Origin of the sequence: Emticicia sp. C21, assembly GCF_003418935.1 — a bacterium.
In the GTDB taxonomy this organism is placed as follows: domain Bacteria; phylum Bacteroidota; class Bacteroidia; order Cytophagales; family Spirosomataceae; genus Emticicia.
In genome coordinates, this window is the sequence record NZ_QVMT01000002.1 from 601,126 (window position 1) to 625,330 (window position 24,205).

Sequence of the window (24,205 nt, forward strand, 5' to 3'; positions counted from 1 at the left end):
TTAAACCATACGCAACACCTTTTTTTAAATTTGTTTCAATTCCATAAGGTACGATTAGAGGCGGGTGATAATAGCAGGAATGTAGCCAGTGTTATTGTGTTTCAATTCCATAAGGTACGATTAGAGGGCAGACGTGGCACTATTGCTGTGGCGGCCTGAAACGTTTCAATTCCATAAGGTACGATTAGAGGCATGTAGCTTGCCAATTTGTAACCACCAACCATAATGTTTCAATTCCATAAGGTACGATTAGAGGCAGACAATGCCGGGATAAGACTGGTATTTATAAATAAGTTTCAATTCCATAAGGTACGATTAGAGGCTGAAGAAAAACCAGGCATTCAACGTATGGATTCATGTTTCAATTCCATAAGGTACGATTAGAGGCAAATTTCAAGATGGTGAAATAGTTACAATTATTGAGTTTCAATTCCATAAGGTACGATTAGAGGCCGATTGAAAAACGGCCTTGCAGAGGTAAATAAAGCGATTTTTGACATAAAAACAAAGACAAAAATCGTCGGACTCCGGTAATAGGATTTTACCGGGAGTCCGACGACTATTGATTATCAGTGACTTAGCTGTTTTTATTTTGTTTTTCAAAATGTCAAAGAACAAAATCTGATTCGTTTTCTTCCTACCGACGACATCCCCTCATAAAAAATTATCTGTCGTCATGCGTTCTACACCCACAATTTCTCTAACCAGCCACTTCGCATCTCTACTTTTAAAAATAATCACACTATCCCGCGCTTCATCCATTATTTTTCTGGCGCCTGCCAGCAATTCTTTTAATTTTACCTCTGTGATTTCTCCCTCAAATACCGAATTCTGTATCCAGTTCAGATATTTGCGGCAATGCTTGAGCATCTTGCCGACACGCTTTTCGCCGATGTCATAAACCAAAATTACATACATTTACTTTAAAATTTGTCAACAAAACTAAAATTATCACACTACCACAACATCTTAAACGGCTTATACTCCTCCATGCCGAGCAGGTGTTTTTGTAACTTATAACACTCCAGCTTAATCAGGTGCTTATAAGATACATTACGGCTCAGCTTCCGGTGTTTAAAGGTCTCTTTTCAGTTTCTCTTCAAAAGCCTGAACAAAGGTTTTTCTGGCCGACTCTTTGATCACACACGCATTCAACTCTTTCCTGAAATCGCTCGCTTTCAGCTGACGTTTATTCAATACCGTAAATATAACCCGGTCTATGAGCATAGGTTTAAAAATCTCGGCTATATCAAGTGCCAAAGAATAGCGCCTATACCCAGGCTCGTGCAGAAAACTAATCGTAGGATTCAGCTGTGTATGATAAATCTGGCTTAAACAAGCTGTATAACACAGCATATTCCCAAACGAAATCAGCGCGTTTATCTCGTTATTGGGTGGTTGTTTGGTACGGCTGCCCATGTCAAAATCATTGATTATCAGGTCGAATCCGGCGTAATACGCCTGACGGATATTTCCTTCTATCCCCATCAACTCGTCAATTCGGGTGGTATCGGCAATCAGCGACTGATAATTCACAATCCGGTCGATATGTTCGCTCAGACTCTTGCCCCGATTGGTATAATACGTAAGGTTCTTCAGCATATTAAAAGCAGCCCCCTCTACAAACTTCCGGGCAATCACCAGCCGCTTCTTATCAGAACTATAATACCGCGTCTGTTCAATCTGCATTTTTCCGGCCAGCAAATAATCCTTAGACATAAACGAGCCTGTATAATGTTCGTAATAATCGAAGAAATGCACCGATACATGGTTTTTACCCAGAAAATTATACAGTGCCGAATTAGCATCCAGACTCCCGAAACAATAGATATTGTCTACCGTTTCAATGGGTATATAGCGCGTTTGACCCTCCCGGTTGTTTTCGTCAACAGGCGTAAAACTCAGCGTATTGTCTTTGCGCGACATCCGCCCCGGATTAAACAAATAATACGTTTTTTTCATAACATTGTTTTATTCTTCGCCTACCCAGCAAAACTCAAAAAAACTGCACGACCTGCATTGGCTGACCGGAAGCCGCTCCGGACAAGTCTCTTGCTGCACCAGGGCGTGCGCCTTCCTGATCTGGCTTTCTAACTGTTGCTGATCGTCTGTTGTCAAGCTAACTCTTTCAGTTATACGTAACTTCGGATACTCTATCAAACCATACTCTGCCTTGATGCCATTCAGCCTTAACACATATAAATAAAACTGTACCTGGGCGATATGCGCCTGCTCTTTAGCCACCGATTTCTTCACCTCATGCACAATGCCCAGATGAGGATCAAAGAAGTCAATTTTAGCTGCCAGTTCGATTGGCGTGTCAGCAGAGTAGGGGAGCATCCCGGAGACCTCAATTTCTGTCCAACGCTCTGCCCGTTGCGGATAACTCTCCACCCCGATAAGCCGACCCTCAGCCACAACCTCTGAGGTATGTTCCATGCGGATGCCATTGGCATGCAGCCAAACCTTCCGACGGCAAAGCATCAGGTAATTGATGAGAGTTGCGGTGATGGGCATAATTAAAGTGTGTTGAAATCTTGCCAGGGTTGTTGTTTGTCTTTAAACAAACCAAATTCAGGATCGTAAACTTTATTAGTAATAAAGTATTCAATCTTTAATAGATCTCCTTTTTTATTTTTTTCGAAAGAGAAGCTTTCTTTTCTTATGTTTCCGCTTACGCTCCATTGACTAAATCTATTTTTCTTTATTGATACCTTAAGGTTATCAGCCTTGATAAAATCAAACGACATCAAATAGCCTTCAAAGTCTTGCTTTAATTCTTGTGGAAGAATCTTGGCGCCATCAAAAGATTTATAAAAATCTTCTTCTTTATCTTTGGAGTGTTTTAATGGAACAAGGTTATCAAGAGTCATCTTCATTGTATCATAAGTCATTCGAAATTCATCTTCTTGTTTTTTATTCCAGCTTTCATAAACATGATCAATGTATTCCTGCAATGTCGCTTCATCAATTGATTCCTCGTTTTCTGGTTTTGACAGCATTTCTAATGTTCTTTTTATAACATCTTTGTCGTACATATAAAAGTCAGAACTGTTATTTTCTGTAAAAACAAAACAAGTAGAAATGCCTCTCTGTCTTTTTCGATTTACTCTGCCAAAACGTTGTAATAAAGCATCAATTGGCGCAGGTTCAGAATAGATTACTTCAAAATCTATATCTAAGCTAATTTCTATAGCCTGTGTGCCGACAAGAAGATTTACGTCCTTCAAATCGTCTCTTTTTTCAGCTTTTAAGAGAGTTTGCTCATGTCTGTTTCTATCCTCCCCATTAAAGCCTCCGTGCAGCAAGACAGCGTTAGTAGAATAATCTTTCAAATCTCTATAAACTTTTTGGGCTTCAAGCACGGTATTACAAACCACCAATACTTTTTTACCGGCTTTTAAATCATTGATAATTATATCAAGATTATTTGCTAATAACCCTTCTTTTAAAATAATTCTATGTCTTTTAAATTCTTTAAAAAGAGAATTATCAGTATTGACGGGGGTAAAGGTTTTAATGGCTTCTTGTATATGTTTTCTTAGAAAATTTGGTAAGGTTGCCGTCATTACCATTACTTTTACATTTAAATACTGAGTAGCAAACTCCAGAAGAACCTTTATTTGTGCAAAAGTTTTAGGGTCGTAGGCGTGTATTTCATCGAAGATAAAATAACTATTTGTCCACTCAAATAACCCTTGTTCAAAACCCTTTAATCCGAAAAGGTGCTTTAAAAGTTGAAAAGGTGTACAGACTTTTATAGGAGTCGTAACATACTTAAATTTATTCTTTAATTCGTCAATGGCCTCTTTTTTGGTATTCTGGCTGTATTGATGTTCTTCGAAATAATCATTTAAATAAGCACTAAGTTTCCCATGAAGCATACCAACTTTTTCTTTTTCAATAACAGCGCTTAGTCTTTCAAACATAGCATTAATTGAGGCTGTGAATGGAAGAATATAGAAAATACGACCTGTCTGGTTGAAACTAAAGTGATTTTTAATCCATAAAAACGCACTCTCAGTTTTTCCGGAACCAGTTGGCGCAGTTAATATAACATTGCCTAAAGTCTGCGCACAGATTTTTTGATGTTGATAAAAGTCTAATCCTTTCTCTTGTAAATATTTCTGTTGATTTGTCAAAAATTGAAAGTCCTGAGTATTAACAGACGAGATATGCTGTATTCGTGCAGAACCTAAATGGTCACAGTTTTTAACAGCACCAAATAAGAGTACTAAAAACCAATAGTTAGCATTGTTAATAATTACCCCTTTATTATTATACTTCCTGATAAAGTTAAATTGGTTTGAAATATTAATTCTTCGATTGATTTCAATACCGTATTTATCTTTCAGAAGTTGTTTTATTGCCTCTACATCAACTTTTTTAAATTCATCCTTGAATGTTCTTGCTGCAATTGACCCTAAGTTTAGTTGAAGACCATCATCAGGCGTTTCATCCTGATAAAAATTGTTAATATATTTTGAATAAAGATTCCCAAAATCCTTGTGATGGCCTGTAATAGCTAAAAGCATAAGATACTTTACAGATTCATTATCTATTCCATCAAAAGCCTCAAAAAAAGGTAGAGAGAATAATTCATGTCTTTGTTTATCCCACTTATTTGGTTGATTTCTTAGAATATTTTGAAATTCAATATGACTTTTACCAAGGTCATGAAAAATCATACAGATTCTGACATACTCCCAAAATTCCGTAGGAATATTTGGGATTTTAGTTATGTCAGCAAATTGATCTTTTAGCAACGAGTGAATTTTCAAACAGTCATCAATATGCACATATAATGGCAGTTGAGGTTCAGATTTGGCTAAGATTTCATTCATGCTCATAATTAATAGCGTGCATAAAAATATTCACATTAAGGTCATTATCATGCAAAGCTTTAATGCTTGAAGTTTTGACACCATTTCTATGCGATACAATAGAAAAAGGTTTAGTGCCTAAGTTCTTTCTGGGAAAGGTATTCGTAAAATACTCAGGTAATGCTTGAATCTGCCCGGCTAATTGATAAGGAAATGTTGGTACGATTTGTCCTTTTATCTCTATATCTTCATCAACTGACTGCATTTCTAGCTCAGAAATATTATCAATTGTCGCTAAGTCATTCATTCTCCCTAAAAGTATTGGATAAACAGGGCTTTTGAAATAGTCAGCGATTTGAGGATTAGAAGTATATATTATCAGACGTGGATTAAATAAAAATTGGCGTCTAATAACATTTGACTTTGCTATGTTGTTAGTTGTTTTCCCGTTTCCATCCATCTGATATATGGTTTCCAAATCAGTGCCGATAGCATCAAATTCAAAATAATACCCTATTTTGTCATTTTTATAGCTAACGAATTTACCTGCAGCAGCATTGATTAAACCTAAAACCGTACTTAAAGGCGGTACTTCCAAAGTTGGCTGATAGCCACTAATCAGATTGGGGTATCTGAAACTGGCTGTCCAACCCGAAATATCTATTTTATAGAATTTCATATTAAACAATTTGGGTTTCTAGTTGCTTGCAATAGCCCTCTATGGCCTGATTAACTGTGGTTACAACCACATTATCTGAGGTCAAGCTTTGTAAATCGTTATTGATTTCATCCATAAATCCAGATCTCTTACCTATAAAAACTCTTCCTTTAATCTGGTCTTTATAATCTTCTAATACTTCCTTAATCGCCTCAATATTCAGTACTGCAATATTTTTGAATGCTCCTTCTGCTTTTGCAATATGAGAAAAAGGATGATTGCCACTTGTAGTTGTTGCCAAGATTATAAATTTAGGAGTTACATCTCCCATATTATTCGTTTGCATAGCCCCCCCGGAAATAGTTTTAAGAGCTTTAAGAGTATCTAGGGTTCTCTTCAATCTGGTTTGTTTTGGTAATTGAACTAACTTTTGAGGAATGCCTTTAGCATCTTTCACAAATGAATCATCTATGGTAGAACAACCATTGGCAATGCCCTCTTCTTGTAATTTTGAAGTAAGATTCTTGAAGCCTGTTTTATTGTAGGTAGCAAAAGTACCTATCTGTGCCAAATCAATAGAGAACATTCCTTTCATTACAGCACTATATTCTTCTTTGCTATATGGTACTGAGTCGCCATCTTGCCGTGCCATACTTGACCAATGTTCTTCAGTTTTTGTACTTGCTACTGAGACTAAAACAGAGTTTTTTAAAGGAGAAATGCGTGTAACCGTAACATCTTCTTTTTTCTCTTTCCCTTTAGAGTCGAGTTCTGGAGTGCCATCCTCTTTTAAAACAACATCTTTTGCTGCTTTCATGTATCCAAAAACATCATCGTCTGCATATTTTAGAGGGTTGGCGTCTGTAAACGCAATTTTACTCTCTCTGGTAATTGGTGATAGATCCCAATTAAAATCCTTCCTCAGTGTTTCTCTCCACCAATATCTCCAGGCTTGGCCAGAAACATAGGTAAATTTACTGCCATTTTTTGAAATGGTTTTTGTCGCAACTCCATTATCAAAATTTGTACTTGAGCTCTTACCTGCATTATTAAGCGCTACTACATCTACATCGATTAATACAAATCCTTGTGTTTTTAGTAAATCCATTTGTTAAATAAGTTTAATAGTTTTGAATATTATTGTCTTCTTCATTTTCAGGTTCATCTTCAATTGAGATGTAACGATTGGTTTCATGTAATTTCTGATAAATAGCTATTATCAATAGGTCTCGGGTATCTCTCCAGAATGATCCATCTGGAAATAGGTAAAACACATAATCTTCTAATGTTATGAGTGGCGCAGGTGTTTTAGCTTCATAATTGTCTTTAATCAACTTTATTAAATAGAGTCTAAAATCACTACTGCTCTTTAAACCATTAAGCTTGACTAGAGCCTTTTTTATCTGGTCTTCTGACTTATCATTAAGAATGAAATCCGCCAGTTCTTTAATTTTCTGAATTGTATATTTATCCATTTTTAATATATTTATGCAGTAAATTTCTATGATATTAAAGCTAAATTGATGGTTTTTACTCCATTGACGCAGATTTGGGATTATTGAAGTATTTTTAATTAATTTATTCAGAATGGGATTGTTCCAAACCTTATAATCTGAGTAAGAAAGGTGTTCTTTTTTATTATACCACTCCTGGGTTTTCTCGTCAAATTGCGCCTCTTTAAACTTTGAAGATTTATAGTGTTGATTGATGAAATCACTCCATTCTTTAGCGTAGTGCTTTTTGCAATGACCGTAGAACTTAAAAAGCAGATTTGAAAACGTATGAAGTTCAATATCAGGGCTTGCTCCAAAATTGGTAAAGTGATACATATTTAATTGTACATCCGGAAGTGCAATATCACTCTCATCCTCTGGAACGGCATTAGGCAATTCATTAATGCAAGAGTCGGCAAAATTAAATAAGGCATTTGAAATAATTCCAAACTCTGATTTTAATGTCCCCTCTGCTAACCCATTTGCAACATTTGCAAGATTGGTATCAACATTTTTTTTAATTAAAAATCGACTTACGGTATCATAGTTACTTTGCAGTAACGCAATTTTATCACCTACAAAGCATACTCCTAATGGGATAAAAAAGGTACGTATTAAGGCTTCTTTAGAAAAGTATAAACCACTTTCATAAGCACTATGAAAGTTAATAAATGCACTTGAAGCAGACATCATATGATTATGTCTCCCGGCAATATAAAGTTTGGTTTCTGTTCCTACTATACGACAATACCCAGTTTTGTAGTCTTTATTTGTTTCCTCTATAAGACCACAATAATATTTCATTGTCTCTTCTATTTTCTTCTCTGTATTAAAGGCAGGTTGAGTGATAGAAGAATTTAAAAAGTAGGTATGCAATTTGCCACCCCAATACTTTACATAAATATCCGTTGCATATGCTATATGTTCTAGGATGGTTTTGTCAGGGGATTTTTCTATCAGATATTCTAATACAAAGCCACCGACATCTATAAAAGGGTCACCTGTTGGTTTTATGAAATCATTCATTGTATGTTCAATATATTTATTTCAATTGATTTTATTTTCTAAACTTACAATCTCTAAGGTAATACGCTGTTTAACTATAGATTTTTGCTTTACTCTATTCTCTGTTAGGTAGGCAAAAGATTTAGGACTCTTTATTATCTTTGAACAATATTTTTCAATGTACATGAAATTTACTATCAAAAAAGAAAACTCTGATTCTGCAATTGTATTTGATGATAGCTGTTTTGACAACATCAAAGGAGAACCTCTATCTGCTAAACGTAGCAAGGAAATTGAAAATTTAATCATGCCTAAGTTGTTATCTGAATTAGAAAATCTAAAAAAAACTAATCCTTTATTTCAAAAAAAAGCTAAAAAGTAAATTATAAAGCAAATATTAGATTGCTCTTAGGGCAATATTTGCCCCACCACTAAAAATCCCCTAAAATTTTATCTCCCTACTCTTCGCCCGAATATGCTCAATCAATGATTCCGGCTCAATAATGGACTCTATATGCTCAAAATAGCCCATTATAAAATTGGTTAATCCAAAAAACTCATCATTCACTTTACAGGCAAAATCATAGAGGTCGTCGTGCTCGGCGCAGGGTTGTATATACGCCTGAGCTAATGGGAACCGTTCGATCAATTCATTTAAGGCACCTGTCTTTAGTTTCAGATGCACAAATACCTGTTGGTCGCTCACAATCCTGAATGGGTCAGTCGCCGCAGAATGGTGTTTTGTTTCATACTGCCAGGGCTGGTCCTGTACTTTTACTTTCTCAATTCTTGAAATCCGGAAATGTCGTATTACCTTTTTATCTAAATCAAAGGCATGAAGAATATCGTCTTTGGTACTCACATTAAAAGGCTCTACGAGTCTGTTACTTACCTTGCTACTCATAGTTGAGCGATAATTGACCAGTTGTACTACTCGTTTTTGCTTTTTAGCTTGTTCCAGTAGGTTAGCTTTGTTGAGAAAGGTCTTTGAGAATAAGCTACTACCTAGTTTTGAAACATCATAGATGGTCTCAAGCTTCGCTCTGATTTTCTCCAGACGTTTATCTGAAGCATTAGCTTTAGTCAGGGCTTCCAACAAAAATTCTTTTTCTGGCTCCGTAAAAAACAAGATATCCTGCAAGTATTCCAGCGATTGATTGGAGGCAATATAATATCTGTTTTTATTGGCCACTTTTATCATAAAATCGGCGTTCCGCAATTCTCTAATATCTCTTTTAATAGAATAGGGGTCTACGCCATACTTAGTAGCCAACATATTAAGAGTATAGTAAGAGGGTTGTTCCAGTAAATTTCTCAGAACACTCAATAGTCTGTTTTTAGGACTATTATCATGAAAAACGTTCATCAGCCTGTTGTTTTATAAAATTTCACAATAGCCCATCCCAGCCGATGAGGTAAATTTCCCAAAGCCTCCATAAAAGCCCACTTCTATTACCTGTGCAGGAGCGTTCAGTTCAAAGACAAAGTTTTCATAGCCTTTTATTTTGGTTTCATTGTCGCGGTCTTGCTTGATGGCAATCAATTTCGACCGCATTCTATCCGTGTCAACCAGTTTAAAGCTGATGAGTTTTTCAAGGCTGGCGGTATCCATCTGCATCCCTTTACCATATACAGACTCATATTTGTCGAGCAGATTGATGGCGAAATAGTGGGCAAATCTGGGGTCAGTAGGGGGTAGGTAGTCGTCGTTGCCGTCGGGGCGTTTTTCTGCAATCACCATAGGGGAGGTGGCTCTGAATCGCTTTGGAGTAGTATCTGCGAGAGGTGCTGCCATTGATTCTACAGACTCTATCACAAAATCTGCCTGATATTTTTTATTATAAACACTGATGCGTTGATTTTTGAAAAGACCAATAATAAAATCCTCAGCAGCTTTATCAATAAAGAAAGAAACGGTAATGTATATAGGCCGATCAGAAAGCAGTATAAAATCCTCACCCTTTTCAATAGGCCTGGCTTTGTGCGGTATGTCGAATTTTGAAAAAGTGAAGTGTTTAAAATTCTTAGCCGAATTCTCTACCTGATAGCCCTGATGGTGCAGAAAAGCAGCATAATCAGCATCAGATTCCTGAATACGGGCATATACCCAACTTGAAAAAGGATAGTTATAATTAAGCGTAAGTTTTTGTAGGGAGGTTTCGGGACGTAAGGTCAATCTGAATCGCATCGCAGCAGGCTGTTTAGTTTTCAATATTAGGTTAAAAATCAGGTAGAAGCAAGTCAGGAATTGAGTATTTATTTTCCGGTCATCTTTCTTTTGTGAAAGAATAATCCTAAACAACTTCCGTATCTAATGACAGGATTCAATAGCATATTAATGTAAAAAAGCTACTCTTAAAAGTAGCTTTTTACTAAAAATGTTGTCTCTTTATGAATTCATGTTATCTGGTTTATCACTTTTGGCTGAAAGCCTTCTTTCTTTATTTTTTCTCCTACGTTCTATTTCATAGGCATTCACGCGGTCTTTATTTATCTTACGATATTCACGGCAATACTCTTTCATTTCATCCCGATGTTGCTCGGCATACTGACGAGACCTTTGATTCAGTTTTTCTCGATTTTTTTCCCTGTATTTTTTTTGATACTCTCTTTGATAATCAGTCGTTTTCATAAATTATACGTTTTTGCAAAAGTTAGATTTTGTTCTCAAAAATAGAAGTTTTTTCCAATTATCATAGTTTTTTAAGAGTTTTTATTTGACAGGTCATTAATCAATTTAAATGGCAGGAGATTATTCTATGCTTTATTAATCAGGATGTCATTAACGAAAAAAGACAGCCACCAATAGTAACTGTCTTTCGGAATTCAATAGTTATAATGTTTATTATTTTCCTTTTTGACTCACTAGCAGTATGTTTTTCAGACTTTCTACATCTTGTCTTAATTGCTTAATATCCTGATTCTCTTTTTCTAACATCTCAATGCGTTTTAATAATTGTTGAGTAGCAGAAATATTGAGGGTTGTCAAAGCTTCGTAATCAACCGTTCGGAAGTCGTTTACCTCTTTGCCATAGACAAATACTTTTCCGCTTTTTTCTGAATTGACCTGAATACCGTTGGCGAAAACAGAAAGTACTTCTACCACTTCCTGTTTTTCTTCAGTCATTAATTTAAGTTTGTCACCTGCTTTTAAAGTTGTTTTGGCTAATGGAATAAATCCTTTTTCGATAGAGCTTAACTGGTAAATATCTGGTATGAAATCTGTCATTTTAGTCACAGCAGAAGGATAACTCTCTTCTACCTGTTGGGCAATTACTTTTTTATAGTTCGTATTTCCTTTTGAGATTGAATCAATTAATTGATAATTGGTTATCTGAATATTTTTTAAAATTTCCAGGTCTTTGGCATTATCAGACAAACCTTTAACTTTCTTAATGCGGGCATCAGAATACACGTTTAACTCGGAAGTGGCAATACGATGAGTAGCATAAATGGAGTAAGTATTTGTTCCGCTTGCAGTTCCAGTAGAACCACTGCTATTCAGATAACCATATGGTGATGAACTACTTGACAAGTTACCATCTACTACCAATTTTGCTTTGGTAGGAATTTCGGTACCTATACCAACCGCGCCATTGCTTTTGATAATTATTTTACTGCCGCCGGCGTCTTTTATTAGTAAATGCCCGGCACCTTCGGTATTTGAATTGCCTAAAGAGACAAATTTCCAGGTATTGCCGTTGGTTGAAGTATTTTTAAGACTAAACCATGTGCCTGTAACAGATGAGCTATTAGCCAGTAGCGTTTCATTGGTTGTGCTTACCACTTCTAACTGAGAACCAGGATTGATTGTGCCAAATCCTACCGCTCCTGAAGTGTTCTTAATAATCATTCTTGAATTTCCTTCTTCTTTTATCAATAGATTGCCAGACCCTTCAGTATTTCCGCTCCCTGTAGAAATAAATCTCCAGCCTTTACCACCTGAAGTAGAGTTTGTTAAATGAAACCATGTTCCTGAAGTAGAAGAGCCTAAAGCACTGATAAGGTCTTTTTGAGTACTTGCTATTTCAAATTGAGCTACCGGATTTGTAACGCCTATTCCTACTTCGCCTGTATTTTTAATAACAAAACGTGAAATATCACCTCCAGTTTCTACTGCAAATGACCCATTAGTATCCTGACCCACATCGACAAAATTGTTTCCGGTACGTTCAAAACGCAGTTGAGGCGCAACACTTGTAGAAGACAGTAGCCTTGCAACAACTAGTCCATTATTAGCTGGTGTCCAACTCTGTACGATAAAACGTGCATTTGCCGTTGCTAGTACATCCAGTTTACTTGCACTTTCAAGAGGTTCATGCGCCCCTATAATTAATCTACCATTTACTCCCATATTACGATTTAGAAAATCGCCATAAATTAAGGGGGTGGTAGTGTTAGAGTTATGGATATACAATTTATCATTGGTGTTTTCGTTTTCACCTGCTCCGTATCCCAGAAATACATTAAAACTTCCTGATGAATTGCCACCTGCATAAGCACCTAAAGCTGTATTATGAGTTCCGGAAGCACTAGTATTAAGGGCAAGACGTCCTAGAGCAGTGTTAAAATTTCCTGTAATATTATTTTCTAATGCTCCGGCACCTATAGCCAGATTATCTGCACCGGAAATAGTTTTAGACCCAGAATTAAAGCCAACAAAAGTGTTGTATTTAGAGGTTAAATCATCACTTTTCCCTGCTCCTTCGCCAATAAATACCCCTAAACCTGTGTTGCGTATATCTATTCTTCCATTAATACGCGCATTGCCATCTACTTCAAGCATTTCTGATGGGTTTGTTACCCCTATACCAACCCTTCCTGTATTCCGGATAATCATTCGGGTACCTTCATGGTCTTTGAAGTGTAGTTGCCCATATCCACCATTTTCACTGGCGATTCCTGTTCCTGAGTGAAATATCTGCCACTCTTTCGAAATAGGAGTTTCATCAATACTACCGGTAACGCCAGAAGAGATTCTTATCCCTACACCATTAGTCTCACTTCCTTTAAAATTCGCAACTGTTGGAGAAGCAGAACTCCTAACATCTAATTTATAGTTAGGGTTATCAGTACCTATGCCTAAATTAACTGAAGGTACCTGATATAAATGACTATTATTAATAGCCCAATAAGCGTCTTTAAAAAAATTAGGATCAGTCCAGATTCCATTGCCTGTCTCGTCTGAGGTCATTACTTTAAGCGCCCCTGCACCATTAATCATTCTAAGAAATTTGGTTGATACGGTATCTGTCCACCTACCATTTCCATTATTATCTGAAGCCATCACTTTATACCAACCAGCCCCATTCGTTAATCTAATAGATTTAGTTGATAGAGTATCAGCCCATCTGCCATTTCCATTATTATCTGAAACCATCACTTTAGATATGCCTGCGCCATTAGTCATTCTTATGAATTTGGTTGATAGGGTATCGCTATTCGTTTGTGATTTTGGTAGTATAGTTACGCTTTGTGAGAACACCTCTGTTAAGGAAACCAAAGAAAAAAGAATAGATAAGAAAATGTGCTTAAGTTTTATATATGTATTCATGGGTAAATGGGCTTTGATGTTTTGATAAATTACTAAGGACTAATTAAGGTTTCTGATGTTTTATTTGAATTATGCGACAAAATTGTTCGACAAAATTGTTTAATTAAGGTTAAAAAAATATGACCATAGGGTCATTTTTTTTAAAATTAAGGCTTGATGCCATTCAGCACGAATGCCTTAATTTTACCCCTTCTTTTCCTGATAAAGGCTTTCATACTTTCTTCGTCTCTGTTTTCTTTGGCTTTTACATAAGCCATTGTCAGATAGGGCATAACACATAGGCCGTAAATATTCATAATTAAATCTTCGCCGGTCACGTCCTCACTCACAGTACCTCGTTGTTTTTCATTTTTAAGAATTTCGTCTAACTGAAACGGGATCGTATCCTGTTGTGAATGTGCCAGAAAATACGCTAATTCTTCTGATTCATTAAATAGATTGACCAGAAAACCGGGTAATCCGGGTTTGGCTTCAAACAAATCACTTACTACTTCAATAATACCTCCCACCAACGTATCTAAATCGAACTGCTCACCTATCAGGCGCTTCATGTGAAAAAATACTGTATTTAATGTACTTTCCAATATCTCCTGAAAAAGTGATTCTTTGGTTCGGAAATAATAGTGCAGCATCGTACGGCTAATACCTGCTTCTTCGGCAATCTGGGTAGTGCGTGTGCCTTTAAATCCATTCTTATGAAATACCTTCTCAGCAGCTATTAGTATTTTTTGCTTGGTGTCGTGGTCTACTCTTGGCATAAACTAAATTGTTCGACAAAATTGTTTATAAGAAATTTATAAAGCAAATTTTTGACAGATTTTCAGATAAAAAATATTTTCAAAGGTAAATAACATCAAAAAAAGTCATTGTTACTTAGTTTATTTTGTCCTAAGTAACAATGACTATGATAAAAAGTTTGTAGAAAATCTATGAAAACTAAACTATGATTTTGTCAACTCCAGTTTCTTGGCAAACTTCTGTGCCTTTAATGATAATTCAGTTGCTAAGAAACAATGGTCCTGTGTCATAGCTGTTTCAGTTCTGTTCACAATATCACTTACTAACTGGCCACCAAATGGGAGAGGTTCTTTGCCGCAATCAATATACTTTGTTTCCTTATTATTCACTAAGTACAGGTTATTACCTGTATCTTTAATAGCAATATCTATATTTTTGCGAATCTCAATAAATCCTTCTGTTCCTAAGATGGTCAATCGGCCATCCCCCCAGGTTTTTAGACCGTCTGGTGTAAACCAGTCTACTCTGATATAACCTGTGCCACCATTACCTTTTACCATCGCATCACCGAAATCCTCAAAAAGCGGAAATTCAGGATGATTTACATTACCTACCTGCGAACTAACAATTTCGCCTTTGGTTGAGCCTGTGAAAAATAAAAACTGGTCGAACTGATGGGAAGCAATATCAGTAATGATACCCCCAAATTTGCTACGGTCAAAAAACCATTCCGGACGCGTTTTAGTATTCATTCTATGAGGCCCCAAGCCTATGGTTTGAATTACTTTGCCAATCACCCCTTCTTTTATCAACTCACCTGCTTTTACGGTAGCCCTGTTTTCAAAGCGTTCGCTATACATAATTGAATAGATACGCTTGGTTTCTTTCTGTACTTTTCTTGCCTGTGCCAATTGCTCCAGAGTAGTGATACCCGGCTTATCAGCCATGAAATCTTTACCATGTTGCATGGCTCTGATTCCGATTGGCGCACGTTCGCTGGCAATCGCAGCACTCAGGATTAGTTGTATCGAATTGTCTTCCAGTACTTCTTTTTCGCTCGTGGCTTGCTTTACATTCGGATATCTTTTTACATAGGCAGCCATTAAATCAGGCTCTTTGGCATATACTGCTACTAATTCGCCACCCCCGCGAATGATAGCCTCTGTCATCCCATAAATATGACCATGATTAAGACCTATCACCGAAAAACGGATACTTGGGGCTACATTTTTATAAATATAAGGAGCTTCAATAGTGTTTGATTTTGCGGCAATTTCATTCACAAGGCTTGTTGATAGGACCAGCCCTGCGGTGCTTGCCAGACTATTTTTTAAGAAGTTACGGCGGTTTTTCTGATTGTTTTCCATAGTTTAATCAGGTTTGTTATTGAGTTTTGGTTGCCAGTTTTAAGGCCTGGGTAGTTGTATAATATTTGGCAATCATGTTGGGTACTTCCCATGCCGGGAGTTTGCCTTTTTTCAGATATTCAAGGTATTTTTCGGTGACTCTTCCGAAATGGGCTTCATGTCCTTCTTTGTATTTTTCCGGAATTTCTACTTCCCAACCTTTGTCATTTTTCTTCAAACTCACGCCAGGATATTTTTTCTCAACTATTGCCAAAGCTTGCTTTACTCCTGCTTCATAAGCGGCATTATTGTTAATAGGCTCTATATAAAGCGTTGGTTTATAATTCTGTTCAGCGCCTTGTCTGATAATCAGATTCGCCTTAGTTCCTCGCATAATTGAATAGTGTGTATCACCACCACCTTCAGGTGCCTGATAAGCCCAGATAACCGATGCTTTGGCATGCACACCTTTTAGCTGATAATTGATTTCTCCATTGCAGTATACCTTTAAGACATCGTTTAATACATCTTTTTTCAGATAATCAGGAAAACCCTCTGTTTTGGTAATAGTTTTAAACTGATTCAACGTCATATCAGTAGTCCAGTGGCGGGCACTTGTCAGCTTAATATCTTTCTGATAATCAATTATCTGCTCAGGAAAACACTCCCATTGGATCAGGTCTACCAGGTGCGTATTTACATCTACAATGCCCTCACCCTGTTGTGCTATATCCATAAACCATGACGGACGAGTAAGCACACTTCCTGATACGTATTTATAGAAATGGTGCACACTTTCTTTGGTTACTGCAGGGTTTTCAGGTGTACCTTTTTCCAATTTTCCGAAAGCCGAAGGTAACATCGAAAACTCTCTTTGTAGCATAGTAGAAATCTCATAACGTTCGGTCATGATGTCGTAAAGCAACACCTTTTTCTGCGCAGCAGTAGCAAAGGTTTTCTTCAATTTGTCAAAATCATTACCATTGATAATCATCGGCTTATCAGCCAATACATTCAACCCTGCATTGATTGACTTTTGGACATAATCAGCTTTTATCCGATTGTTTCCGGCAATTACCACCACGTTTCCTGCTTTTTCAGCTAGCATTTTTTCAAAATAATCAGCACCTGTATATACCTTCTCCACCCATTTCGTTGGATTATCTCCACGTTTATTATATCCCTCAATACGTTGTAAGTGAAAATTGAGGTCAGCGCCCGCTGGGGCATATACCCTCACTTCGGGACTAACTTCAGGATACATATTTTTCTGTACCAAAGCCGCATGAAAATGGCCCGGGTCAAGGGTAATTAGTTTGATTTCTTTTGAAGTCTGGGCAGATGTTTCTTGATTGATTAACATACTTAGTGCTAGAGCAAACCCTGTTGCTAACTGTTTTTTTCTCATCAGGTATTAAGGTTATTTAGTAACTTTTATCGCGTAAGCACTTCTTTGTGGTCTTGACAAAAGTGCGTTGGCTTCGTTGTCGTTTTTAAAACGTTCAGTTTTCGGATCCCAGTATAATCTTCTTTTCAACTTCATAGCAGCATGATGCAACAAACAGGCTGAACACGAACGGTGACCGATTTCAGCCGGAGCAATAGGTTCTTTGCGAGAAGCAACGCTTTCCAACCAGTTACCATGGTGATCATTACTTACAGGTAAATGTAATTCATTCGGCCCGATTTCAGAAGTAATAATTTTAGGGTCACTGGCATCTAGTTTCTTGGCAGCATTTTGTTTTGCTATCGGGTCGCTTGAAGTAACCGCTCCATCGCCACGGGAAACGAAAATCCAGCCTTCTGTTCCCTCAAATTTAATTCCATTTGGAATCTCGTTGCTGATAATCATTTCAACACCATTGTCATACATCGCATGGGTTGTAAAAATACCATGTACATTCCATAAACCACTGGTTGGGAAATCTGCCTTACCCCAGATCTCTGTTGGCCCTGAATATTCTTTATCCATACCCCAGTGTGCAATATCTATATGATGCGCGCCCCAACCTGTAATCATGCCGGCACCAAACTGCTCGCAACGCAACCAACCGGGGCGGTCGAAACCGACCTGTGGATGCACGCGTTTTTCAGTATAATACACCTCCGGTGTTGTGCCTAACCACATATCGTAATTCAGGTTTTTGGGAATCGGCATTTCTGCTTCTTCGTTTCCTGAAGGGTCGCCCGGCAAACCCACATATACTTTCTGCAATTTACCTATTCTTCCGTTTCTTACCAACTCTACCGCATATCTGAATTGTGAAGTGGAACGTTGCTGACTACCAATCTGCAATATTCTTCCTGATTTCTTTACGGCATCAGCCATCATTCTGCCTTCTGAGATAGTCAATGAAGCAGGTTTTTGTACATACACGTCTTTTCCGGCTTCTACAGCATGTACTACAATCGGAGCATGCCAATGGTCAGGAGTACTGACAATAACGGCATCAATATCTTTATTGGACAATAATTCTCTGTAATCGCCATATCCTGTTACTCCGTTGAACTCTTTGCCGGTCTTTTTGGTATAATAACCATTGACTAATTTCTGCGCTGATTCTATACGATTACTATCTAAATCGCACACGGCCATAATCTGAGCCGTATCATGTTTCCATACACCCGGCATATCGTGTCCGCGAGAAATTCTTCCTACACCAATAGCCCCAATGTTGATTCTGTTACTGGGTGCATTTTTACCAAAAACAGAAGAGGGAACAATGGTTGGAAAGCCTGCCAGAAGTGTACTGCTTGCCAATACGCCTTTACTACTCAAATCAAGGAATTTTCTTCTCGAAATGTTATTGTTTTGTTCGGTAGCCATAGTTTTTATATGAATGGTTGAATAAAGTATTGATAAAATGGGATTGGTTTGGCCATAACACTAGATTTAAAATGATTACAACCACAAGTATTGTCCCATTAATTGTAGAATTGTTTCATAATAGTGAAGTCAGTGTTTACTAGTGGAATGCTTAAGTTGAATACACAATATAGTTTAGGGGGTGGGTAATTCTAAATAAAATACAATTACATCTATTTTTCTTAGTTTGACTAAGCTTTTCAAATCATTGCTACCCAATCAAATTCAAAAGAATATTACGGCTATTTTTGCATTTAACAAAGACTTTTATGGCTATTTTTTATATTTTTTAATCTATATCTCCCGGTTTCGTTTTCGGAAACGTTTCCGATAGTTTTGGCGAACTTGTAAAAATTATAGAAATTTTGGTTGTTTAATCTTTATGTGGATGAGGATGAGATGGGATTAAGAAGACTGAGGCATTGGAAAAGTATAATTTCTGTGTATACTGTCTTAAACTTTGATTTACCTGATTGAATGATTATGCTGATGTTAACTTTTATTGCACTATGCCTTCTTATAAAAGCTATTTTAAAAATCAATGGAATCATTCAATCAGTTAAATAATAGTTCAGACAATTTCTTCGGCGAACTGGAGGCGATCGTCGCAAGGTTCGCTCCACAATATTTCAGGTCAATGATTAAATAAGGTAAAACGGTACGCCGTCGCGGCAAAGTTCAGACAATTTTTTGAGGTGAACCAAAGTTTGCTCCACATCAGCGAAATCATTAAATCAGCTAAATCAAAGTTCAAGAAGAAATTTTTCCGTACTTTTCAGGACAATCACCACTATTACCCTGAACTAATGGAAACAGACAAACTCAAAAGAGAAATTGATATACTGGGCCTGGCTGCCAATACCGTAAATATGATTATTGGCGCAGGCATTTTTATTTTGCCGGGTCTGGTAGCGGCTTATCTGGCAGAGGCTAGTATAATCGCGTATATCTTCTGTGGCATTCTGATGTTTACGATAGTCTTATGTTTTGCAGAAATTGGTAGCCGCGTAACTGTGACAGGAGGAGCCTATGCTTATATTCACGAAGCTTTTGGCGACTATGCGGGTTTTTTGTCTAATGCGCTTTTCTGGTTCGGAACAGGCGTATTGATAAACGCAGCCGTGATTAATGCAATGGCAGATATGTTGACTGTTTATATCCCATCGCTGCAAATACTTGCTTACAGAAGTCTGTTTTTTATTTTGATTTTCGGCAGTTTTGCCTGGATCAATATCAGAGGGGTAAAATATGGGAATTCGATGGTTAAAATCAATACGCTTATCAAACTGGTTCCTTTATTGTTACTCATTGTGGGTGGTGTTTTTTATGTTTCAGTAGATAATCTTAAATGGCAGGCATTGCCTACGCTGCCTAATATAGGAGGAGCCTCTTTATTGTTATTCTTTGCTTTTGGTGGGGGAGAGGCCGCCCTTAGTGTAAGCGGTGAAACCAAGAACCCCAGGCGAGTAATTCCCATGGGCATATTGCTCGGGATGAGTGTTGTGATTCTGTTGTATATAATCATTCAATCGGTAGCTCAGGGTGTTTTAGGCAAAGAGTTGGTGAATCATAAAGATGCTCCGCTAGCGGCAGTGGCAGGGAAGATTTTCGGACCATCAGGCGCTACATTGATTACTATCGGAGGAATTATGTCTGTGTTTGGATCATTAAGCGGTTCAATTTTATCGTACCCCCGCGTATTATTTGCAGGAGCACAAAGCGGATGGGCTCCTAAATTTATAGCAAAAGTGCATCCTAAGTATGCTACGCCTTACTGGGCTATTATCATCTATACTATTCTTGATTTTATATTCGCCGTAACGGGTGGTTTCAGGCAATTAATTATTATTGCCAGTGCTTCTTTATTAATCATTTATCTCGGGGTGGTGGTGGCAGTTGTCAAGTACCGATTCACAAACAAAACTTCTGCCGAAATTCCTTTCAGATTACCTTTCGGATTATTAATTCCTGCCATTGCGGTTATTTCTATTATCTGGTTTTTATCAAACCTTAATTTATCAGAGTGGATAGGTGTAGGTGTTGCCGTGGTATCGCTTTCAGCTATTTATTTGATAATGAAATTATTAAAACGTACTTCCTGATTTCTGCCTATGGGACTTTTTTGCTGATTTTTTTGTTCAATACTCGCGGATGCTGCGGATATCCGGAATAATACCGGATTTCTCGTAAAAATCCGTTAATTTTGTAATATGATTATAAGACCGGAAAGACCTATAACAGATTGGCTGCCACTTACTTTGAGTGAAGTGGAAAAAAGAGGTTGGGACGAAGTAGACGTTGTACTCGTTTCAGGCGATGCTTATGTAGACCATCCTGCCTTTGGCACGGCTGTTATCGGACGTATTATTGAGAGTGAAGGATTCAGGACTGCCATCATTGCCCAGCCTAACTGGAGAGATGATTTGCGGGACTTTAAGAAATATGGTCGTCCGAAGTACTTCTTTGGTGTAACAGCAGGTTGTATGGATTCGATGGTGAATCACTATACAGCCAATAAGCGCTTGCGTTCGAATGACTCCTATACTCCAGGTGGAGAAGCAGGGTACCGCCCTGACTATGCTACTACGGTTTATACCAGAATATTAAAAGAACTCTATCCTGATGTACCAGTATTGATAGGAGGAATAGAAGCTTCCTTAAGACGGGTAACCCACTACGATTACTGGAAAGACCAGCTGATGCCCTCTATTCTGTCTGATTCAGGTGCTGATTTATTGGTATATGGCATGGGCGAACAACCCTTGCGTGAGATATTGAAACTGGTAAAGAAAGGGGTGCCACTTAATACCATCAGGAATGTGAATCAGGTGGCTTATCTGCAGGATAGCTCAGAAGCATTACCTGACGATAGAGGTTGGAATACGGTGGAATTAGCAAGCCATGAGGTATGTCTGAAAGATAAAATCAAATATGCCTCCAATTTCAAGATAGTAGAGGTAGAATCGAACAAGTGGCAGGCGAATCGTATTATTCAGAAAATAGCAGACCAGACCTTAGTGATTAACCCTCCGTTCAAGATTATGGACGAGAAGGAAATCGACCAGTCGTTTGATTTGCCTTATACCCGATTGCCGCACCCCAAATACAAAAAACGTGGGCCGATTCCGGCTTACGAAATGATTAAGTTCTCGATAAATATGCATCGGGGCTGTTTTGGGGGCTGTAGTTTCTGTACGATATCTGCGCATCAGGGTAAATTCATTGCCTCCAGAAGTGAAGAATCTATCATGAAAGAGGTTGACCAGATTGTGCAACATCCCGAATTTAAAGGTTATATCTCCGATCTGGGCGGACCATCGGCTAATATGTATCGCATGAAAGGTAAAGATGAATCTATCTGCGCCCGTTGTCAGGCACCGAGTTGTATTCATCCGGTTATCTGCACTAATCTTGATACTTCACATAAGCCATTGACCAAAATTTATCAGCAAGTAGATGCACATCCCGAAGTGAAAAAAGCCTTTGTGGGTTCAGGTATCCGCTACGATTTATTGGTCGATGATTTCAATAAAAATAACAAGGATGGCAACCACGACGAATACATGGAGCAGTTGGTAACTCGCCACGTATCTGGTCGTCTGAAAGTTGCCCCTGAACATACATCTGACGATACACTACGTGTCATGCGTAAACCATCATTTAAGTACTTCAGGAAGTTTAAGCAGAAATACGATAATATACAGGAGAAACACCAGCTAAAGCAACCGTTGATACCTTATTTTATATCCTCTCATCCGGGTTGTGAAGAAGCGGATATGGCCAATCTGGCTGCCGAAACCAAAGATTTAGGCTTCCAGTTAGAGCAGGTACAGGACTTTACGCCAACGCCAATGACGGTAGCTGAGGTTATTTATTATTCGGGCGTACATCCTTATACCTTGCAGCCTATCAAAACAGCTAAGACCAAAGAAGAAAAACTGGCACAAAACCGTTTCTTCTTCTGGTATAAACCAGAGTTTAAAAGCTGGATTCGCAGCCGTTTGCACAAACTCAGTCGTGCTGATTTGGCTGAACGTTTGTTAGCCAACCCTAAAAAGAAAACACAAGGTAGCGAACCAGTAGGTATTGTGAAGAACAAGAAGAAAAGATTCAGATAATTTCGGGCAATTCCATAAAATCTTTCGTACAAAACCTCTTTTTTACGTCGTGAGACTAGAATGAGGTTTTGTTTTTTAGTACTACCTTATTGTCTTGAATGGTTTTAATGTATTGCAGATTCATTAAAAGAGAGCGTTGAATCAGACAGAAGTTACTAGCAGTTCGCCGAAAGAGTACTTCTACCGGATCTCCGATTGAGATTAAGTTAGTGTCCATGATTTTATACCATAGACAATAGATATAATGGATAAAGATGAAGAAGACCCTCTTCATATGGAATAGGGCTTAGTAAAGTAATCCGAAAGTTTTACTTAATAAATGAGAATATCTTATGGCAATTAATGGCCTTATTATTTCTTAATTTTTTGAGTGCAAAACATTTTTGGATCTTAATTCTTATCAGGAACAGTCGGCGCCCAGGTCGTGCTCGTTATAAAATTCCAGCCATAAGAAACTGTACTACCTAAGCCTCCGCCATTAGGTAGGATTGGTCTATAGCCCATCCAGGCTTTACCCACCGAGAAACTTATTTCTTCCGTCAGTGTATTGCCATCATCTATAGCACTAACAAACCCTATTTCAAAATAATAAGTCATAAAGTTGAGAAGTTGATTACCGGCTTGTTTGACAAATCTGATTTCAATTGAATTGAAGTATACACTTTTTACATTATACTCATAAAAAGTAGTAGACGATTTACTAATGGGCTTAACGAATGAAAGTACACCTGAAACAGGTTTTGCATTAGGTCTATTTAATGCAAAATCATTGCTGAAATTATAAGAAAAATCATAAAGCTCAATATAATCAGTATACCCAGCCACTACACTTTCACCTGGAATTAATAGTGGAGTCCCGAAACTTTTAGTGAATTTAGCGAAGATTCTGACTGTCTGCCCAAAAAGCGCAGGTGTTATCAGAAGCATACAAACCAATAAGTATATATTTTTTTTCATGATATTTGCTGATTTTAGCGTTTAACACTTAAAAATTTGTTGATGTACAAGAAGTATTCGTGACATAATCCCAACAAAACCTTTGTGTGTCAGTAGGAGGGTTAGCTAGCGTATAGGTAGTAACAGCTGTAAGATTACTTTTGAATTTGACTTTCATCAGATAAGTAAGAATCCCTTCACCATCCATAAAATGATCTATTGAAAGTATACTTACCTCTGTGAGTTTTATACGCATAAGCTCTTTTTGCGTAGTGCCTGGCAAATCAATATACAAATTCATGGCAGGAGTGACCGTATGATTAAATAATCGCTTACTTAATTCTATTACTGGTTGCTCTATCCTGAAAGTCAAATCCATTTCATTGCCTTCTGCTCTTCCACCACCCAAACCAGAGTTACTACTATTTACGTTGAAAGAGTTCTTTTTTATAAGTGCGTATTTTTGAATGAGTATATTCTTTGGTTTAGGGCCAGGCGTAGTAACATTCGGACGGTCGGTTGGTACGGTGTATTCTCCATCTAAACCTGGTATGTCTAAATACATAATGGTGTTGCTTTGCCCATACAAAGCCCAGTGGCTCATCAGTAGCAAGATCGCCAGTAAGAGAGATTTATTTATATTTTTCATGGATAATTTCATTTAAAGA

At 37.6% G+C, this 24,205-nt stretch carries 21 protein-coding genes and 1 CRISPR repeat array (1 of these 22 cut by a window edge); of the genes, 3 read left to right on the top strand and 18 right to left on the bottom strand.

Annotated features, from left to right (window positions below; genetic code table 11):
- A CRISPR array of direct repeats spans positions 1-452; the repeat unit is 29 nt; unit sequence GTTTCAATTCCATAAGGTACGATTAGAGG (it extends 2,574 nt beyond the left edge of the window).
- Positions 453-654: 202 nt separating this feature from the next.
- The 7 genes from cas2 to D0T08_RS07325 form a co-directional block, all read right to left on the bottom strand.
- Positions 655-918 carry a CRISPR-associated endonuclease Cas2 gene (gene cas2, locus D0T08_RS07295; RefSeq protein ID WP_116981935.1) on the bottom strand — a complete coding sequence of 88 codons (264 nt, stop codon included), beginning with the start codon at positions 916-918 and terminating at the stop codon, positions 655-657.
- Positions 919-1,074: 156 nt separating this feature from the next.
- Positions 1,075-1,962, bottom strand: a complete 888-nt coding sequence (cas1b, locus tag D0T08_RS07300) for a type I-B CRISPR-associated endonuclease Cas1b (RefSeq protein ID WP_229238916.1) — start codon at positions 1,960-1,962, stop codon at positions 1,075-1,077.
- A 9-nt stretch (positions 1,963-1,971) separates the two neighbouring features.
- A complete protein-coding gene (locus D0T08_RS07305) occupies positions 1,972-2,460 on the bottom strand; it encodes a Dna2/Cas4 domain-containing protein (protein WP_229238921.1) in 489 nt (162 codons plus the stop codon).
- A 59-nt stretch (positions 2,461-2,519) separates the two neighbouring features.
- Positions 2,520-4,844 (bottom strand): CRISPR-associated helicase Cas3', encoded by a 2,325-nt coding sequence (cas3, locus tag D0T08_RS07310; RefSeq protein WP_158561212.1) that lies wholly within the window; start codon positions 4,842-4,844, stop codon positions 2,520-2,522.
- Entirely contained in the window at positions 4,837-5,502 is a 666-nt protein-coding gene (gene cas5b, locus D0T08_RS07315; RefSeq protein WP_116981938.1) for a type I-B CRISPR-associated protein Cas5b, read from the bottom strand. The genes cas3 and cas5b overlap by 8 nt, the downstream gene beginning before the upstream one ends.
- Position 5,503: 1 nt before the next feature.
- Positions 5,504-6,589 carry a type I-B CRISPR-associated protein Cas7/Cst2/DevR gene (gene cas7i / locus D0T08_RS07320; protein WP_116981939.1) on the bottom strand — a complete coding sequence of 362 codons (1,086 nt, stop codon included), beginning with the start codon at positions 6,587-6,589 and terminating at the stop codon, positions 5,504-5,506.
- A gap of 13 nt (positions 6,590-6,602) precedes the next feature.
- Positions 6,603-8,000, bottom strand: coding sequence for a type I-B CRISPR-associated protein Cas8b1/Cst1 (locus D0T08_RS07325; protein WP_116981940.1), 1,398 nt, complete (start codon positions 7,998-8,000; stop codon positions 6,603-6,605).
- Between the two features lie 163 nt (positions 8,001-8,163).
- Here D0T08_RS07325 and D0T08_RS07330 point away from each other — a divergent pair, with 163 nt between their 5' ends.
- Positions 8,164-8,361: a hypothetical protein gene (locus D0T08_RS07330; RefSeq protein ID WP_116981941.1), complete on the top strand. Its 198-nt coding sequence runs from the start codon at positions 8,164-8,166 to the stop codon at positions 8,359-8,361.
- Positions 8,362-8,421: 60 nt separating this feature from the next.
- Here the strand turns inward: D0T08_RS07330 and D0T08_RS07335 are convergent, their stop codons facing one another.
- The 8 genes from D0T08_RS07335 to D0T08_RS07370 form a co-directional block, all read right to left on the bottom strand.
- Positions 8,422-9,345, bottom strand: coding sequence for a YafY family protein (locus tag D0T08_RS07335; protein ID WP_116981942.1), 924 nt, complete (start codon positions 9,343-9,345; stop codon positions 8,422-8,424).
- A gap of 12 nt (positions 9,346-9,357) precedes the next feature.
- A complete protein-coding gene (gene cas6 / locus D0T08_RS07340; RefSeq protein WP_147322726.1) occupies positions 9,358-10,191 on the bottom strand; it encodes a CRISPR-associated endoribonuclease Cas6 in 834 nt (277 codons plus the stop codon).
- 177 nt (positions 10,192-10,368) lie between these two features.
- Complete coding sequence (locus D0T08_RS07345) at positions 10,369-10,611, bottom strand: hypothetical protein (protein ID WP_116981944.1); 243 nt, start codon at positions 10,609-10,611, stop codon at positions 10,369-10,371.
- Positions 10,612-10,824: 213 nt separating this feature from the next.
- Positions 10,825-13,533 (bottom strand): tail fiber domain-containing protein, encoded by a 2,709-nt coding sequence (locus D0T08_RS07350; RefSeq protein ID WP_116981945.1) that lies wholly within the window; start codon positions 13,531-13,533, stop codon positions 10,825-10,827.
- A gap of 146 nt (positions 13,534-13,679) precedes the next feature.
- Entirely contained in the window at positions 13,680-14,291 is a 612-nt protein-coding gene (locus D0T08_RS07355; protein ID WP_116981946.1) for a TetR/AcrR family transcriptional regulator, read from the bottom strand.
- A gap of 183 nt (positions 14,292-14,474) precedes the next feature.
- Positions 14,475-15,638 (bottom strand): Gfo/Idh/MocA family protein, encoded by a 1,164-nt coding sequence (locus D0T08_RS07360; RefSeq protein WP_116981947.1) that lies wholly within the window; start codon positions 15,636-15,638, stop codon positions 14,475-14,477.
- 16 nt (positions 15,639-15,654) lie between these two features.
- Positions 15,655-17,025, bottom strand: coding sequence for a putative oxidoreductase C-terminal domain-containing protein (locus D0T08_RS07365; RefSeq protein WP_116981948.1), 1,371 nt, complete (start codon positions 17,023-17,025; stop codon positions 15,655-15,657).
- A 12-nt stretch (positions 17,026-17,037) separates the two neighbouring features.
- Positions 17,038-18,444, bottom strand: a complete 1,407-nt coding sequence (locus tag D0T08_RS07370; protein ID WP_116981949.1) for a Gfo/Idh/MocA family protein — start codon at positions 18,442-18,444, stop codon at positions 17,038-17,040.
- Positions 18,445-19,289: 845 nt separating this feature from the next.
- Between D0T08_RS07370 and D0T08_RS07375 the strand changes: the two genes are divergently transcribed.
- Both D0T08_RS07375 and D0T08_RS07380 read left to right on the top strand, forming a co-directional pair.
- Positions 19,290-20,585: an APC family permease gene (locus tag D0T08_RS07375; protein ID WP_116981950.1), complete on the top strand. Its 1,296-nt coding sequence runs from the start codon at positions 19,290-19,292 to the stop codon at positions 20,583-20,585.
- A 108-nt stretch (positions 20,586-20,693) separates the two neighbouring features.
- Positions 20,694-22,601 (top strand): YgiQ family radical SAM protein, encoded by a 1,908-nt coding sequence (locus D0T08_RS07380; protein WP_116981951.1) that lies wholly within the window; start codon positions 20,694-20,696, stop codon positions 22,599-22,601.
- A gap of 55 nt (positions 22,602-22,656) precedes the next feature.
- Here D0T08_RS07380 and D0T08_RS27550 read toward each other — a convergent pair whose 3' ends face one another.
- The 3 genes from D0T08_RS27550 to D0T08_RS07390 form a co-directional block, all read right to left on the bottom strand.
- Complete coding sequence (locus tag D0T08_RS27550; protein WP_158561213.1) at positions 22,657-22,818, bottom strand: hypothetical protein; 162 nt, start codon at positions 22,816-22,818, stop codon at positions 22,657-22,659.
- 173 nt (positions 22,819-22,991) lie between these two features.
- Entirely contained in the window at positions 22,992-23,558 is a 567-nt protein-coding gene (locus D0T08_RS07385; protein WP_116981952.1) for a type VI secretion system tube protein Hcp, read from the bottom strand.
- Between the two features lie 28 nt (positions 23,559-23,586).
- Positions 23,587-24,186, bottom strand: coding sequence for a type VI secretion system tube protein Hcp (locus tag D0T08_RS07390; protein ID WP_158561214.1), 600 nt, complete (start codon positions 24,184-24,186; stop codon positions 23,587-23,589).
- Positions 24,187-24,205 lie beyond the last annotated feature (19 nt).